Genomic DNA, 15216 nt, shown 5'->3' with positions numbered 1-15216 from the left:
ACCATGAACACGCGTCACATCAGACAGCTTATCTGCGCCAGTCTCGCGGCAATATCAGCCGTGACCCTGTTTTCCTGCGGCGGCCGCCATCATCACCAGCCGCCCGTCATCCCTGCTTATGCCAGCACCAGCCTGGTCTCCGATGCGGCCGCCATTCCTGCCGCGCATACCGACCCGAATCTGCTCAATGCCTGGGGACTGGCCTTCAATCCCAGGGGCTTCGTGTGGGTGGCGGCCAACCATGCGGCAAAATCCACCCTGTATGACGGCAACGGCGTGCCGCAATCACTGGTGGTCGCCACGCCAGACGGGCCGACCGGCATCGTGTTCAACGGCACGCAGGATTTCAAGATCAGCCAGAATGGGATCACTGCGGCCAGTCCCTTTATCTTTGCCGGTGAAAACGGCGCCATTTCAGCCTGGTCGCCCTCGGTCAGTCCGGTGACCGCGCTGGTGGCGTACGATGGCAGCGCCGGCGGCAGTGTCTACAAGGGCCTGACGATCGGCAGCTACGCGGGCGCCAACTATCTGTACGCGGCCGATTTCCACAATAGCCGCGTCGACGTTTTCAACGCCACGTTTGCCAAGGTTACCCTGGCGGGCTCGTTCAGCGACCCCGGCATGCCGGCCGGCTATGCGCCGTTCGGCATCCAGGCCATCGGCGAGCGCCTGTATGTGTCGTATGCCCGGCGGGAGGCTTCCGGCGACGACGAAGAGGCGGGTGCCGGAAAAGGCTACATCAATGTATATGATCTCGGCGGCACGCTCGTCAGGCGGCTGGTCAGCGGCGGCGCGCTGAATGCGCCATGGGGCATGGCGCGGGCGCCGGCCGGCTTCGGCGATGCCAGCGGCAAACTGCTGGTCGCCAACTTTGGCGATGGCAAGATCAATGTCTATGATCCCGCCACCGGCGCCACGGTCGGCACGTTGGGCCAGGCGGACGGCACGGTGCTGGTGGTCGATGGCTTGTGGGGAATCGCCTTCGGTAACGGCCTGAACAGCCAGCCGCTCACCACGCTGTTCTATACGGCGGGACCCGGCGATGAAGCGCATGGGCAGTACGGACGCATCGACCTGAAATAAAGCGTTCTGCCCACGCGGCCACCGCGGCTGCGTGGGCAGGCAGGTTTTTTACAGCTGCTTCGCTTCAAACGTGTTGCACTGTGAAATCCGGCCCGACTCGATGCCTTTGGTAAACCAGCGCACGCGCTGTTCCGAGGTGCCGTGGGTAAACGAGTCCGGCACCACATGGCCTTGCGCCTGGCGTTGCAGCGCGTCGTCGCCGATCGCCGTGGCCGCCTTCAGGGCCGCTTCCACGTCGCCCTGTTCCAGGATCTTGCGCTCGGCATTCGCATGATAGGCCCATACGCCGGCAAAGCAGTCGGCCTGCAGTTCCAGGCGCACCGACATGGCGTTGGCCTGGCGCTCGGTGGCGGTGCGGCGCGCATTGTCGACTTTTTCCGACAGGCCCAGCAGGTTCTGCACGTGGTGGCCCACCTCATGCGCGATCACATACGCCTGGGCAAATTCGCCGGACACCTTGAAGCGCTGCTGCATCAGCTGGAAGAAGTCCAGGTCCAGATAAACCTTCTGGTCGCCGGGGCAATAGAAGGGGCCGGTAGCGCTCTGGCCGGTACCGCAGGCGGTCGGCGTGCTGCCTGAAAACAGCACCAGCTTGGGCCGCACATAGCTGCCGCCTTCGGCCTTGAACAGGGTGGTCCAGGTGTCTTCCGTATCGGCCAGCACGGTTTTCACGAAACGCGCCATCTCGTCGTCCACCGGCGGCTGTTGTGCCGGCGCCTGGCTTTGCTGGGTAGTGACCTGGCCGCCGCCGCCACTGAGCATGCTGAGGATGGTCATCGGATTGACGCCCAGTACCCAGCCGCCGACCAGCGCGATGACGATGGTGCCGATGCCGATCGAGCGCCCGCCGAAACCAAAGCCGCCGCCACCGCCACCACCCCCTTCGCCACGGCGATCCTCCACATTGTCGCTTTCGCGGTTGCCTTCCCATTTCATGATGTTTGCTCCTGTTACCCTGGTATTTGTTGATGCCGCGCAAAATACGCCGGCATGTTTTGTGATTTCAAGTTGACATTATCCCAGCAAATCCCCGTCGGCAGTGTTCCGCTCAAGCGAGGGCTTTATGCAGATACGGCGCCGTGCGGCTACCCCTGGTGTTCGCCACCGCCGCTGGCGGCCCGCTGGCCACCACCAGGCCGCCGTTTTCGCCGGCGCCCGGGCCGATATCGATCACCCAGTCGCTGGCCGCCAGCATCCGCATATCGTGTTCGACGGCAATCACCGTATTGCCGGCCGCCACCAGGGTGTCGAGCTGGGCCACCAGGCGATCGATATCCGCCGGGTGCAGGCCGGTGGTCGGCTCGTCCAGAATATAGAGCGTGTCGCCGCGCTGCGCGCGCTGCAGCTCGGTTGCCAGTTTCACCCGCTGCGCTTCGCCACCCGACAATTCCGTGGCCGACTGGCCCAGCCGCAAATAGCCGAGTCCCACCTCCTGCAACACGGACAAAGGCCGCTCCAAGGCCGCTTCGCCCTGGAAAAACGCCAGCGCATCGTCGACCGTCAACCGCAGCACCTGGGCGATATTCTGCTCCCGGTACGCGACTTGCAATGTCTCCGCGTTGTAGCGCGCGCCATGGCAGACGGGGCAGGGTGCATATACGCTGGGCAGGAACAGCAGCTCAACCATCACCTGCCCTTCGCCTTCGCAGGTGGCACAGCGGCCCTTGCTGACGTTAAACGAAAAACGGCCCGCGTCGAAATGCCGTTTCTTTGCCGCCGGCGTGGCCGCAAACAGCTTGCGTACATGGTCGAACAACCCGGTGTACGTGGCCAGGTTCGAGCGGGGCGTGCGGCCGATCGGTTTCTGGTCGACCGTCACCAGCCGGCGCACATGTTCCAGGCCAGCCGTGATGCGCCCGCCGGTGGGCATGCTGGCCGGTGCCAGTGGCGAGTCGTCGTCTGTTTCCGCCACCACCGCCTGGCCCAGCTGGCTCGATACCAGTTCCACCAGCGCCTGGCTGACCAGGGTTGATTTCCCCGAACCGGAAACGCCCGACACGCTGCACAGCACGCCCAGCGGAAACTGCGCATCGAGGCTGTGCAGGTTGTTGCGCGTCACGCCTTCCACGCCGAGCCAGGCGGCGGGCGTGCGCGGGGTGCGCTGCTGCGGCTTGCCTTCCTCAAACAGATAGCGCCGCGTCTGCGATTGCTTGACGTCACGCAAGCCTGCCGGCGGACCGCTGTAGAGGATCTGGCCGCCGTGCTCGCCCGCCTGCGGCCCCACGTCGACCAGCCAGTCGGCCTGCCTGACCACGTCCAGGTCATGCTCGACCACGAACAGGGAATTGCCCGAGGCCTTCAGGCGCGCCAGCGCGCGCAGCAGCGCTTCGGTATCGGCCGGGTGCAGGCCCGCCGACGGTTCGTCCAGCACATACACCACGCCGAACAAGTTCGAGCGCACCTGGGTGGCCAGGCGCAGGCGCTGCAATTCGCCGGGCGACAGGGTGGGCGTGCCGCGGTCCAGGCTCAAATAACCGAGACCCAGGTCCAGCAGCACCTCCAGGCGGCCCGCCAGGTCCTGCGCGATGCGCTGGGTGACGATGGCTTTTTCGGGATGGGCGCGGCTGTCGCGTATCTTTGCCTTGCCCGTCACATAGGGCGCGAACAGCGCCGCCAGCTTGGCCAGGCTCAGGCGCGACATCTCGGCGATATCGAGGCCGGCAAACTGTACCGACAGCGATTCCCGGCGCAGGCGCTTGCCGTCGCACACGGGGCAGTCGGCGCCCAGCATGAACTGCGCCACGCGCTTTTTCATCTGCGCGCTGGGGCTGTTGGCAAAGGTCTGCAGCACGTATTTGCGCACGCCCGTAAAGGTGCCCATGTAGCTGGGCGGCATCTTGGCCTTCAGGGCGGCCCTGGTTTCCTTCGGCGTCAAGCCCGCATAGACGGGTACTTCCGGCTGCTCGTCGGTAAACAAGATCCAGTCGCGCAGCGTTTGCGGCAGTTCGCGCCACGGCGTATCGACGTCATGGCCCAGGGTGGTCAATATGTCGCGCAGGTTCTGGCCATGCCAGGCGGTGGGCCAGGCGGCGATCGCCCGTTCGCGGATGGTGAGGGTGTCGTCCGGCACCATCGACGCTTCGGTGACTTCATACACGCGGCCCAAGCCATGGCATTGCGGGCAGGCGCCCTCGGGGGTATTGGGCGAAAACGATTCCGCGTACAGCAGCGGCTGGTCCTTGGGATAATCGCCGGCGCGCGAATAGAGCATGCGCAGCAGGTTCGAGACGGTGGTGACGCTGCCCACCGACGAGCGCGTGGTGGGGGCGCCGCGCTGCTGCTGCAGGGCCACGGCCGGCGGCAGGCCGTCGATGCTGTCCACTTCCGGCACCGCCATCTGGTGAAACAGCCGGCGCGCGTACGGCGAAACGGACTCCAGGTAGCGCCGCTGCGCTTCGGCATACAGCGTGCCGAACGCCAGCGAGGACTTGCCGGAGCCGGACACGCCGGTAAACACCACCAGCGCATCGCGCGGGATATCGACGTCGACATTTTTCAGGTTGTGCTCGCGCGCGCCGCGTACGCTGACATGGCCGGGCAGGGGTGCGGATGGTGAAATCGATCGGGACATGAAGGCTGGCCTCGTCACTATAAAAGACCAGTCTGGCAGTGGAGAACGGGCTTGTCCGTTCCCCCACGCACATTATAGAGTGCCATTCTTTCAAAGGAGAGTCATGAACACACCTACCGACGTCGTGCAAGCCCAGCTCGACGCCTACAACGCCCACGATGTCGCCGCGCTGGTCGCCATCTATGCCGACAACGTCCAGCAGTTCCAGCATCCGGACGTCCTGCTGGCCGAAGGCAGCGCGCAGATCGCCGCACGCTTTACAGCCCGCTTTGCCGCCAGCCGCCCGCAGGCGCGCCTGTTGAACCGCATCGCCTGCGGCAAACTGGTGATCGACCATGAAGTCATCACCAGCGTCACCGACCAGGGCACGATGGAACAGGAACTGGTGGCGACATATGAGGTGGTCGATGGCCGCATCGCGCGAGCATGGTTCAGTTTTGCGTGATGGCCAATTTGTCGGCTGCGGCCGGTGGTGTTGTCGGATTACGGCGCTGCGCGCCTAATCCGACCTACGCGTCAAACGGTGTTTCGTAAGCCGACCGGTAAGGGCGTCGCAACTGTAGGTCGGGTTAGCGCAGCGTAACCCGACAACATTGTTGGCCAATAGAAAAAAGCGCTCCGTGGAGCGCTTTTACTAACGAGCAAAACACCAACAAACCGTAGCGAGCGGAAGGCAGAGGTGGTCGAGAAGCGCAACCGTACTTTAGTACGGTGAGCATCGCAGGCCAGCTATCCCGACGCGCAGTAGGTTTGGTTGCGTGTTTTTTATTGTACCTTGGCTTTTTTCATCAGTTCATCGCGGTAAGCGGCGAGTTTCTTCTGTTGCAGCGACTCGGCCACTTGGCCCTTGACTTCTTCCAGTGCCGGCAGCTTGGTCGGACGGGTTTCTTCCAGCTTGATCACGTGGAAGCCGAATTGCGATTGCACCGGCGTTTGCGTGACCTGGCCTGGTTTCAGGGCCACCATCGCATCGGCGAATGGCTTGACGTACGAGGTCGGGCTGGCCCAGTCCAGGTCGCCGCCATTGGCTGCGGAGCCGTCTTTCGAAACCTTGGCCAGTTCTTCGAACTTGGCGCCGCCCTTGAGCTTGGCGATAATGTCTTTCGCTTCGGCTTCGGTCGCTACCAGGATGTGGCGTGCATGGTATTCCTTGTCGCCGGCTTGCGCCTTGAACTTGTCGTACTCGGCCTTGATTTCAGCGTCCTTGACCGGGTTTTTCTTGACATAGTCGGCCAGCAGCGCATTGATGATGATGCTCTGGCGCGCGTTGTCGAGCTGGGCCTTGACTTCGGGACGGGTGCCATAGCCTTGCTTGTCGGCTTCCTGGATCAGCACTTCGCGGCCGATCAGGTCTTTCTTGATGGCTTCGCGCAGTTGCGGCGAATCCGCTTGCTTGCCTTGGGCGACGACTTGCTTGACGACCTGGTCGACGCGCGACGCCGGAATGGCCTTGCCATTGACGGTGGCGACGTTTTGCGCGAAAGCTGGCGCGGCGGTGACGGCGACCAAGGCAAGAATCAGGCGGGCTGGCTTCAAAATCATGTTTATTCCTATAAAAATACAATAACAATCGTTTATTCAAACGCAGAATACACGACCGGCGCCGAAAGGGGCGCCGGGGTGGTCAGTTCTTATTGAACTTTCGCTTTTTTGATCATGTCTTCCTGGTACGCCTGCAGTTTTTTCTGCTGCAGCGCTTCGGAGATCTGTGGCTTGACTTCTTCCAGCGTCGGCAGTTTTGCCGGGCGGGTGTCGTCCAGCTTGATCACGTGGAAACCGTTAGGCGTTTGCACCGGGGTTTCCGTGACCTGGCCTTTTTGCAGTTTCACGAAGGCGTCCGAGAACACTTTCGGGAAGGACGAAGGCGCTGCCCAGTCCAGGTCGCCGCCATTGTCGGCCGAGCCGGCATCTTTCGATTGCTTGGCCAGGTCTTCGAACTTGGCGCCGCCCTTGAGCTTGGCGATCACGTCTTTCGCTTCGGCTTCCGTGCCCACCAGGATGTGGCGTACATGGTATTCCTTGTCGCCGGTCTGGGCCACGAAACGATCGTATTCGGCCTTGATGTCGGCGTCGCTGACCGGATTCTTCTTCAGGTAGTCGCCGACCAGGGCATTGATGACGATGGCCTGGCGTGCGTTTTCAATCTGCAGTTTGACCGCTGCATCTTTACCGAAACCCTTGCTTTCCGCTTCCTGCATCAGCACTTCACGGCCGATCAGGTCTTTTTTGATCGCTTCGCGCAGTTGCGGCGAATCCGGCTGCTGGCCTTGGGCGACGACTTGCTTGACGACTGCATCAACGCGCGACGATGGGATAGCCTTGCCATTTACAACGGCAACATTTTGCGCAAAAACAGGTACAGCGGCTACGGCGAGTAGTGCGATCAGCAAGCGGGCTGGCTTAAAAGTCATTATTAAATCCTGTTAGGGAAAGTTTCGTAAAAAACGCATCAAAATTTTTGTGTTTATCGCGTTTGCTGCAGCGTGATGCCGGAATACCGGTCTACGCCAAAAACGCCTTCAATATCATGCTTCTGAAGGCGCCAATGCGACAATAGCCAATGCATGTATCTCATTATGCATCATATCGTGCACGGAATCATACACCAGACGATGGCGCATGACGAGCCTGAGCCCTTCAAATTTGCTGGAAATGATGCGCACATTGTAATGGCCTCCGCCCGAGGCGGCGCCGGCATGGCCGCGGTGGCTGGCCGAGTCGTCTTCCAGCACGCATTCCACAGGGGAAAGCGCCGCTTCCAGGCGCGCGCGGATGCGCTCCATGCGCGTCGCTGGCGAGGTGTTCAGTTCGGTACTCATGCGTCTTCCTTGATATGTTTGGACAGGAACAGGGTTTGCGCGACGATAAAGGCAAAGAAAATGCCGGTGGCGCCAAACGCCTTGAAGCTGACCCAGGCCGCCATGTCGCCCTTGTACAGCACGAAGGCGACGAACAGATTGAGTGCGCCGATGGCGCCAAAAAAGATGATCCAGGCCGCCAGCAGCTGGTTCCACACGGCGTCGGGCAGTTGCACCTGCGCTTCCATGGTCTTGCGGATCAGGTTTTTCTTGAAGCCCACATGGGCGATCAGGAGGGCCAGGCCGGACAGCCAGTAGATCAGGGTCGGCTTCCATTTCAGGAAGAAATCGTCATGCAGATAGATGCTGGCGCCGCCGAACACCACGAAGATGAACAGCGACAGCCACAGCATGCCGTCGACCTTGCGGCCGCGCAGCAGCAGGTAGCTGACCTGGCAGGCGGTGGCGATAATGCCGACCAGGGTCGCCAGTACCCATGGCGCCTGTTCGGGCTGGATCACGCCGCCGGAAACGATGCCGGACAAATACTGCTGCACGAAGTCGTGCGTCGCCGTTTCATACATGCCGCCGAGTTTGAAGGCGGCAAAGAAGGCGATCAGCGGGAAGAGGTCGAAGAGAAATTTCATGGCGAGACTTTACTATGGTCAACTAAAAAGCAGCTTAGGAATGGCTTAGGCCCGGCCATTCCCCGGCATCACGGCTGCGGATCGAAGCGCAGCGAGGCGGAATTGATGCAATAGCGCAGACCCGTCGGCGGCGGGCCGTCCGGGAACACATGGCCCAGGTGGGCGTCGCAGACGGCGCACACGATTTCGGTGCGCACCATGCCATGCGTGCGGTCGACGATCTCCGTCACGTTGGCCGGATCGAGCGCCTCGAAATAGCTGGGCCAGCCGCAGCCCGAATCGAACTTGGTATCGGAGGCGAACAGCGGCGTATTGCAGCAGATGCAGGTGTAGATGCCGTGCTCATGGTGGTCCCAGAACTTGCCCGTGAAAGCGCGTTCGGTGGCCGCATGGCGCGTCACCTGGTATTGCATGGTGTCGAGCATGGCGCGCCATTCGGCGTCGGTTTTTTGTACTTTATTGGTGGTCATGGTGACTCCTTAGGAAGAGCAGCTTACTTCAAGATGGCTGGCCCAGTCGGGCGGCAGGGCCGCATAGTGCTGGTGTTCGGGCTGTTCGTCAAATGGCTTTTGCAAAACCGCCAGCAATCGGGCCACTTCCGTGTAATCCTGCTGCTGCGCCTTGTCGATGGCGACTTGGGCCAGATAGTTGCGTAGCACGTATTTGGGGTTGACCTGGTCCATTGCAAGCTTGCGCGGCAAGTCGTCGCTCTGTTCCAGCACCAGGCGCGCGCGGTATTGCAGGGCCCAGTTATCGAACGCGGGGCGGTCGATAAACATGTCACGCAGCTCCGTGTCATTCTCGGGCGCGGCCACCTGCAGATTGCCCAGGGCGCGGAAGAAATTGGTGAAATCGACGTGATTGGCCTGCATCACGGCAAACATGGCGTCGAACAGCTGGCTGTCGTCGCCTTGTTCCGTGCGCAGGCCGAGTTTGGCGCGCAGCAATTCGTTCATCTTCGCCGCAAACGCCGGCTCGTAGCTGTCCAGCGCCGCTTGCGCCAGGCTTGTTTCACCGATCAAGGGCAGCAGCGCCTGGCCCAGCGCGTAGCAGTTCCAGTGGCCCACCTGCGGCTGGTTCGCATAGGAATAGCGGCCTTGGCTGTCGGTATGGTTGCAGATATGCTCGGCGTCGAACGCTTCCATGAAGCCGAACGGACCATAGTCCAAGGTCAGGCCCAGGATGGACATATTGTCGGTATTCATCACGCCATGCATGAAACCCACCGCCTGCCAGTGCGCGATCATCTGCGCGGTGCGCAAGCACACTTCGCGTAGCAGCGCCGCATACGGGTTGTCCCGGGTGCGCAGCTCGGGATAAAAACTGTCGATCACGTAGTCGGCCAGGATCTTCAGTTCCTCCGGTTTCTTGCGCGAGAACCAGTGCTCGAACGAGCCGAAGCGCACGAAGCTGGGCGCCATGCGGGTCACCACGGCGGCCGTTTCCACGGTTTCGCGCATGATGCCTTGCTGCGAACCCGTGATGGCCAGCGCGCGCGAGGTGGGAATGCCCAGCGCCGCCATCGCTTCCGAACATAGGAATTCGCGGATCGACGAGCGCAGCACGGCGCGCCCGTCGCCCATGCGCGAATACGGCGTGGCGCCGGCGCCTTTCAGCTGCAGCTCCATCGGTCCGCTAGCCGTGGCGATATCGCCCAGCAGGATGGCGCGGCCGTCACCCAGCTGGCCGGCCCAGACGCCGAACTGATGGCCGGAATACACGGCGGCCAGCGGCTGCGACTGCTGCGCGACGGCGTTGCCGCTCAACAGTTCGACAAAATCGGGCTCGGCCAGGCGCGCCGCATCGAGGCCGACCAGGCTTGCGGCCGAGGCGCTGGCGGCGACAAAGTAGGGCGCCGGCAGCGGAGTCGGCATCAAACGCGTGTAAAAGGCGGGCGGCAGGGCCGCAAACGCATTGTTCAGGGGCAGGGTCAGGGCGCTAATGGCAGTTCCGATCATATTGAGCTGGCAGGCCCGGGCGAGGGCCGAAACGGCGATTTTACCGCAGCGCGTGCTTCTCTGCGGCGCGCCGCAAAACGGAACCCCCGGTTCCATGCTGCAGTGCAATATCGAAATCCGTTGACCGGAATAGCACGAGCGGTCGAAACTGAAGCTGCTTACTTAAACACTAACAGTCGAGGAGACACGATGTCGGTATTCCAGGTCAGTCCGGTGATGGGCCAGATGATGCATCAGCCCCTGTTGATTTCCAGCATAATCGAGTTCGCCGCGCGCCACCATGGCGCCAGCGAGATCGTCTCGCGGCGGGTGGAAGGCGACATGCACCGCTACAATTACCGCGATTGCCACCAGCGCGCGCGGCGCCTGGCCAACGCGCTGCATGGCCTCGGTGTCGGCATGGGCGACCGGGTGGCGACCCTGGCCTGGAACGGCTATCGCCACCTGGAAGCGTATTACGCCGTGTCCGGCTCGGGCGCGGTGCTGCACACGATTAACCCGCGGCTGTTTCCCGACCAGATCGCCTATATCTCGAACCATGCGGAAGACCAGGTGCTGCTGTTCGACCTGACTTTTTTACCGGTGGTGGAAAAGATCGCCGCCGCCTGCACGTTCGTGCGCAGTTTTGTCCTGATGTGCGACCGCGACCGCATGCCGGAAAGCAGCAGCATTCCCGACCTGCTGTGCTATGAAGACCTGATCGCCAGCCATTCCGACCAGTACGAATGGCCGCTGTTCGACGAAAACGCGGCCGCCACCCTGTGCTATACCTCGGGCACCACCGGCAACCCCAAGGGCGCGCTGTATTCGCACCGCTCGACGGTTTTGCACGCCTATGCCTCGGCCATGCCCAGCGGCCTGAACGTGCGCGCCTCGGATACGGTGCTGCCGGTGGTGCCCATGTTCCATGTCAATGCCTGGGGCTTGCCGTATTCGGTGCCGCTGTCCGGCGCGCGCATGGTGTTTCCCGGCGCGGCGCTGGACGGCAAGTCGCTATACGAGCTGTTCGAAACGGAAAAAGTGACGTTTTCGGCCGGCGTGCCGACCGTCTGGCTCGGTTTGCTCAACCATGTGCTGCAGAACCAATTGACGTTTTCCACCTTCCGCCGCACCGTGATCGGCGGCGCGGCCTGCCCGCCGGCCATGATGGACACCCTGATCGACCAGTTCGGCGTGGAAGTCATCCACGCCTGGGGCATGACGGAAATGTCGCCGCTGGGCACCACCGGCGGCCTGCAGGCCAAGCACCTCGATTTGCCGAAAGACCAGCAGCGCAAGATCCTGCAAAAGCAGGGCCATGCGATCTATGGCGTGGACATGAAGATCGTCGACGACGAGGGCAAGGAGTTGCCGTGGGACGGCAGCAGCTATGGCCATTTGATGGTGAAAGGGCCGTGGATCATCGCCTCCTACTACAAGGACGAGGGCGGCGAGGTGCTGCAGGACGGCTGGTTTCCGACCGGCGACGTGGCCACCATCGATGTGGACGGCTACATGCAGATCACCGACCGCAGCAAGGACGTGATCAAGTCGGGCGGCGAGTGGATCGGCACCATCGACCTGGAAAACCTGGCCATGGCCCACCCGGCCGTGCTGCAGGCGGCCTGCATCGGCCTGTTCCACCCGAAATGGGACGAGCGCCCGGTGCTGGTGGTGGTGCAGCGCCCCGGCATGGCGGTGTCACGCGCCGAGCTGCTGCAGTTTTTTGAGGGCAAGATCGCCAGATGGTGGACGCCGGACGACGTGCTGTTTGTCGACGCGCTGCCGATGGGAGCGACCGGCAAGATTCAGAAGAACAAGCTGAGGGAGCAGTTCAAGGGGCACAAGCTTGCGTAGATGGATAGGCACGTAGATACTGTTATCCCCGTCAAGCGTTGTGCAAGGTTGGATCAAATATTTTTCCCGACCTGAGCACGCCGAATGCCACGTGCACCAGCTTGCGCATCATGGCGCCGATGATCAGTTTCGGTGCCTTGCCGGCAGCGCTGAGCCGCTGGCCAAAGCGCTGACCCCATGGTGTCCTGTATACGGTCACCATGGCTGGCATGTACAGCGCCTTTCGCAGGAAACTGTGACCAATCTTCGACATGCGTGGCTTGCCACGTACGCTCGATCCTGACTCGTGCTGGCGCGGGTCGGGTCCCGCAAACGCCACGGCTTGCTTGGCGTTGTCGAAGCGCTCGGTATCGGCATAGTACGACAGCAACACTGGTATCGTGCGCTCACCCAGACCAGGGATGCTGTCGAGCAGCTCGCGCTTATCGCGTAAATCCGGATCATCGTCGATATGGCGCTTGATGGCGCGAATGAGTCCCTTGATTTCTTTGTCGAGCCAGGCAATGTGATCCTCGATACCCTGGCGTACCGCTTCTCGCGCGACGTCGAGCCGATTCGTTTCCTGCAACCGCATCGCTTGCACCGCTTCGAGGCGCAGCACCAAGGCGCGCAGTGCCTGCGCGGCGGGCGACGGCGCTGTCCACGGCTGCGGTTGGCGCTCATGGGCAAAGTCGGCAATCAACTGCGCGTCGACCTTGTCGGTCTTGGTGCGTACCATGCGCGAGGCGCCAAAGGCCTTCATCTGTGCCGGATTGATGACACTGACCACCATGCCAAGTCCGGCCAGATATTCGGCAACCCCTTCCCAGTAAGTGCCAGTCGCTTCCATACATACTCTCGGGTTGCCGGCATCATGCTTGAGCAGCCATTCGCTCAGTGCAGCAAATCCTTTGTGATTGTTCTCTACTACCTTGTTACGGTGCTTGCCATTGGGCAGGCGCAGTGCGCAGTCCAGCTTGGCCTTGGCAACGTCGATTCCTAAATTAAACATGCTGTGGTCCTCTTGCGATCTACCTTGTGAATGCGGGCTACCGGCGTGCCGGTGCCAAAGATACTGTCCGATCTTGACATGGAGGGTGGGTAACTGGTGCGAGATCTACATCGCTGGCTTTGAGCCTAAGGGCGGATACGGCATCCAGTTACCCGGTCTTGATATGCCTACCAAGAATTTTGACAGCGGCCGATGTTGTTCGCAACACCACCAACCGCATGAGAGGAATAATACAAGGTCGGATTAGCGCGCAAGCGCGTAATCCGACAACATCGTTGGCCATGCCATCAAGCCGCCTGCCCCAATTTGTCCAGCAAGCTGTCGCAGCGAAACACGCTCAGCGTCTGCCGCTGCTCGGCGCTGCCGATATCGATCATCTCCTCCATCTCGCTGCGCAGGTCGTCATGGCTGCCGGTGCGGATCAGCTGGGGCGCCGAGAAACGCTGGCTGTCCGAGATCGTCATGATGTTGTTGACGGCGTCGACCAGGAAGCCGTAGCGTTCCTCGCCCCGTTCGATGATGAGGATCTTGGCATTGCTTTCGTCCGCCAATGGCGCCATGCCGTACAGCTGGCGCAGGTCGACGATGCTGATCATCTGCTGGCGCAAATTCAATATGCCGCGCATGAAGGGGGGCAGGCCGGGTGGCCTGGTGATGGCGCCGCCGACATCGATGATTTCGCGCACCTGCTTGATTTCCACAGCAAACGGGTTGTCGACCGTAAAGGTGATATAGACCTGGCGCTGCGCCTTGCGCGTGGCGGCCGCCTCCTCCTTGGCGGGATACAGGCGCGCATGGCCCTGCTGCATCTCGACGATTTCGGTGTGCGACAGGATTTCACGGTGGTCGAGCACGATGATGTCGCCCACGCCGTCTTTCGAGATGCAGCCGGCGAACATGGCGGCGCGCGCCTTGCTCAACAGCGGTATCGGCAGCACCTCGTCGGCCAGGTAGTGGACGATGCTGTCGACCGAGTCGACCAGAAAGCCCACGGTGGCGTCATCGAGGCGCACCACGATCACGCGCTGGTCCGGGCTGGCGCCCGCGGTGCTGCCCGGCGCCTGCAGCAGGGCGGCGAAATCGACCACCGCCACCTGGCTGCCGCGGAAATGCATGCGGCCCAGGCACAGCGCGCTGTTCAGGATGGAGCTGTGCAGCTCGGGCACGCGGATGATTTCCTGGATGGCCGCCATGTCGAAGGCAAAGGTCGAGCCGGCCGCATGAAAGCTGACGCACTGGCGCCGTTCGCCCTGGGCCAGCAGGCGCGCGTTGTGCTTGCCATTGGATGCCTGGCGTGCCAGCACCTGCGGCACGTTCTCGATGCGGATCAAGGCGTGCGGATCGAGTATCTGCAGCAGGCGGGCGCCGTCATCGAGCAGGATGGTGCCGGCGATCACGGCGTGCGCATCGCCGGCCGCATACTGCAGGGTCGAGCGCTGGGCCGGCTGCACGCGCATGATCTCGCCCGTGTCCTGGAACACGATGCCGATCAGCACTTGCTGGAAGTCGAGAATGGCGACCTTGTCGGTGGCGCCGGCAGCTGACGCGCCGGGACGGAACAGCCGGCCCAGGTTGACCACCGGAATCACGCTGCCACGCAGGGTAAACATGCCTTCCAGGTAGGCCGGCGACAGCGGCAGCACCGTCATCTTCGCCGGATAATTGACCACTTCACGGATGCAGCTGGCGGGCAGGGCGAACTCGTCGCCACCCAGGTGGAAGGAGCCGAACAGTTCGCTGGCCGGCTGGCCCGCTTGCGCCACCACGCTTGCTTCATGCATGTCCATGATGGGCTCCCGCGTAAGGGTTGACGGCCCGGCCCGGCCGCTGCCCGGAGGCGGCCACGTCCGTGACGGCGTAGCTGTGGTCGGCGCAATCGATCAGCAACTGGCGCCCCTGCTGTCCGCCCAGGGCGCAAAAACTCACGTTCAGGCCGCAGCGTTCCAGGTATTTTTGCGCCGCCTCCACGTTTTGCTTGCCCACCTGCAAGCGTGCATTGCGGGCGCCAAACATGCTCGCGCCGCCTGCCAGCACCACTTCGATATCGGGGTAATCGGCCACGCGCACGCCCATCAGGCGCAACAGGGACGGCACGGCCTGGTTCACATAGCGCGCGCCCAGGCTGCCGTCCAGTCTTGGCGCTTCCGGCAACAGGCAATGGGCCAGGCCGCAGCGCCCGCCCTTTTTCCACAGAAAGCCGATGCCGATGCAGGAGCCCAGCAGGGCCTGCAGCTGATCGTCGTGCGCGCCCACGCTCAGCTGCCCCATGCCCACCTGTTTCAAGGGCGTGTCCCACAGGTCGCCTGCCGTCATCGCTGTCATCGCTCGCATC

At 62.3% G+C, this 15216-nt stretch carries 14 protein-coding genes; 3 read left to right on the top strand and 11 right to left on the bottom strand.

Going from position 1 to position 15216, the window contains the following annotated elements; genetic code table 11:
• The first annotated feature begins 60 nt into the window (after window positions 1-60).
• The gene (locus Q8L25_RS21355; protein WP_308921303.1) at window positions 61-1083 is read left to right on the top strand and encodes a TIGR03118 family protein; all 1023 of its coding nucleotides are present in this window, start codon (window positions 61-63) and stop codon (window positions 1081-1083) included.
• A gap of 48 nt (window positions 1084-1131) precedes the next feature.
• On the opposite strand, the gene Q8L25_RS21350 is transcribed toward Q8L25_RS21355, so the two are convergent.
• Together Q8L25_RS21350 and Q8L25_RS21345 are read right to left on the bottom strand one after the other, a co-directional pair.
• On the bottom strand, window positions 1132-2019 hold the full coding sequence (locus tag Q8L25_RS21350) for a neutral zinc metallopeptidase (RefSeq protein WP_308921302.1): 888 nt from the start codon (window positions 2017-2019) through the stop codon (window positions 1132-1134).
• Between the two features lie 112 nt (window positions 2020-2131).
• Window positions 2132-4654, bottom strand: a complete 2523-nt coding sequence (locus tag Q8L25_RS21345) for an excinuclease ABC subunit UvrA (RefSeq protein ID WP_308921301.1) — start codon at window positions 4652-4654, stop codon at window positions 2132-2134.
• A gap of 103 nt (window positions 4655-4757) precedes the next feature.
• On the opposite strand from Q8L25_RS21345, the gene Q8L25_RS21340 reads away from it, so the two are divergent.
• A complete protein-coding gene (locus Q8L25_RS21340) occupies window positions 4758-5099 on the top strand; it encodes a nuclear transport factor 2 family protein (RefSeq protein WP_308921300.1) in 342 nt (113 codons plus the stop codon).
• Window positions 5100-5419: 320 nt separating this feature from the next.
• Here the strand turns inward: Q8L25_RS21340 and Q8L25_RS21335 are convergent, their stop codons facing one another.
• The 6 genes from Q8L25_RS21335 to Q8L25_RS21310 all read right to left on the bottom strand — a co-directional run bounded on the left by Q8L25_RS21335 (window position 5420) and on the right by Q8L25_RS21310 (window position 10057).
• Window positions 5420-6196: a peptidyl-prolyl cis-trans isomerase gene (locus Q8L25_RS21335; RefSeq protein WP_308921299.1), complete on the bottom strand. Its 777-nt coding sequence runs from the start codon at window positions 6194-6196 to the stop codon at window positions 5420-5422.
• Between the two features lie 89 nt (window positions 6197-6285).
• Complete coding sequence (locus Q8L25_RS21330; RefSeq protein WP_308921298.1) at window positions 6286-7065, bottom strand: peptidyl-prolyl cis-trans isomerase; 780 nt, start codon at window positions 7063-7065, stop codon at window positions 6286-6288.
• A gap of 114 nt (window positions 7066-7179) precedes the next feature.
• Window positions 7180-7473 (bottom strand): BolA family protein, encoded by a 294-nt coding sequence (locus Q8L25_RS21325; RefSeq protein ID WP_308921297.1) that lies wholly within the window; start codon window positions 7471-7473, stop codon window positions 7180-7182.
• Entirely contained in the window at window positions 7470-8099 is a 630-nt protein-coding gene (locus Q8L25_RS21320; RefSeq protein ID WP_308921296.1) for a septation protein A, read from the bottom strand. The genes Q8L25_RS21325 and Q8L25_RS21320 overlap by 4 nt, the downstream gene beginning before the upstream one ends.
• 68 nt (window positions 8100-8167) lie before the next feature.
• Complete coding sequence (msrB, locus tag Q8L25_RS21315) at window positions 8168-8569, bottom strand: peptide-methionine (R)-S-oxide reductase MsrB (RefSeq protein ID WP_308921295.1); 402 nt, start codon at window positions 8567-8569, stop codon at window positions 8168-8170.
• A 9-nt stretch (window positions 8570-8578) separates the two neighbouring features.
• Entirely contained in the window at window positions 8579-10057 is a 1479-nt protein-coding gene (locus tag Q8L25_RS21310; protein ID WP_308921294.1) for a protein adenylyltransferase SelO family protein, read from the bottom strand.
• A 189-nt stretch (window positions 10058-10246) separates the two neighbouring features.
• Here Q8L25_RS21310 and Q8L25_RS21305 point away from each other — a divergent pair, with 189 nt between their 5' ends.
• Window positions 10247-11893: a 3-(methylthio)propionyl-CoA ligase gene (locus Q8L25_RS21305; protein WP_308921293.1), complete on the top strand. Its 1647-nt coding sequence runs from the start codon at window positions 10247-10249 to the stop codon at window positions 11891-11893.
• A gap of 31 nt (window positions 11894-11924) precedes the next feature.
• Here Q8L25_RS21305 and Q8L25_RS21300 read toward each other — a convergent pair whose 3' ends face one another.
• The 3 genes from Q8L25_RS21300 to Q8L25_RS21290 all read right to left on the bottom strand — a co-directional run bounded on the left by Q8L25_RS21300 (window position 11925) and on the right by Q8L25_RS21290 (window position 15215).
• Complete coding sequence (locus tag Q8L25_RS21300; protein ID WP_308921292.1) at window positions 11925-12884, bottom strand: IS110 family transposase; 960 nt, start codon at window positions 12882-12884, stop codon at window positions 11925-11927.
• A 287-nt stretch (window positions 12885-13171) separates the two neighbouring features.
• Window positions 13172-14671, bottom strand: coding sequence for a chemotaxis protein CheW (locus Q8L25_RS21295; protein WP_308921291.1), 1500 nt, complete (start codon window positions 14669-14671; stop codon window positions 13172-13174).
• Complete coding sequence (locus tag Q8L25_RS21290; RefSeq protein WP_308921290.1) at window positions 14658-15215, bottom strand: chemotaxis protein CheD; 558 nt, start codon at window positions 15213-15215, stop codon at window positions 14658-14660. The genes Q8L25_RS21295 and Q8L25_RS21290 overlap by 14 nt, the downstream gene beginning before the upstream one ends.
• Between the last annotated feature and the right edge of the window lies 1 nt (window position 15216).

Source organism: Janthinobacterium sp. J1-1 (assembly GCF_030944405.1).
Taxonomy (GTDB): Bacteria; Pseudomonadota; Gammaproteobacteria; order Burkholderiales; family Burkholderiaceae_D; genus Janthinobacterium.
Note: the sequence above shows the minus strand (reverse complement) of the source record. Positions and strands in the feature narration are given on the sequence as shown.

Excerpts from the sequence above, each read along its gene's own strand:
- Q8L25_RS21295 (WP_308921291.1), bottom strand. The coding sequence starts at position 14,671 with ATGGACATGCATGAAGCAAGCGTGGTGGCGCAAGCGGGCCAGCCGGCC.
- Q8L25_RS21300 (WP_308921292.1), bottom strand. The coding sequence starts at position 12,884 with ATGTTTAATTTAGGAATCGACGTTGCCAAGGCCAAGCTGGACTGCGCA.
- Q8L25_RS21350 (WP_308921302.1), bottom strand. The coding sequence starts at position 2,019 with ATGAAATGGGAAGGCAACCGCGAAAGCGACAATGTGGAGGATCGCCGT.
- Q8L25_RS21305 (WP_308921293.1), top strand. The coding sequence starts at position 10,247 with ATGTCGGTATTCCAGGTCAGTCCGGTGATGGGCCAGATGATGCATCAG.
- Q8L25_RS21345 (WP_308921301.1), bottom strand. The coding sequence starts at position 4,654 with ATGTCCCGATCGATTTCACCATCCGCACCCCTGCCCGGCCATGTCAGC.
- Q8L25_RS21325 (WP_308921297.1), bottom strand. The coding sequence starts at position 7,473 with ATGAGTACCGAACTGAACACCTCGCCAGCGACGCGCATGGAGCGCATC.
- Q8L25_RS21310 (WP_308921294.1), bottom strand. The coding sequence starts at position 10,057 with ATGATCGGAACTGCCATTAGCGCCCTGACCCTGCCCCTGAACAATGCG.
- Q8L25_RS21330 (WP_308921298.1), bottom strand. The coding sequence starts at position 7,065 with ATGACTTTTAAGCCAGCCCGCTTGCTGATCGCACTACTCGCCGTAGCC.
- Q8L25_RS21340 (WP_308921300.1), top strand. The coding sequence starts at position 4,758 with ATGAACACACCTACCGACGTCGTGCAAGCCCAGCTCGACGCCTACAAC.
- Q8L25_RS21335 (WP_308921299.1), bottom strand. The coding sequence starts at position 6,196 with ATGATTTTGAAGCCAGCCCGCCTGATTCTTGCCTTGGTCGCCGTCACC.
- msrB (WP_308921295.1), bottom strand. The coding sequence starts at position 8,569 with ATGACCACCAATAAAGTACAAAAAACCGACGCCGAATGGCGCGCCATG.
- Q8L25_RS21320 (WP_308921296.1), bottom strand. The coding sequence starts at position 8,099 with ATGAAATTTCTCTTCGACCTCTTCCCGCTGATCGCCTTCTTTGCCGCC.
- Q8L25_RS21290 (WP_308921290.1), bottom strand. The coding sequence starts at position 15,215 with ATGCGAGCGATGACAGCGATGACGGCAGGCGACCTGTGGGACACGCCC.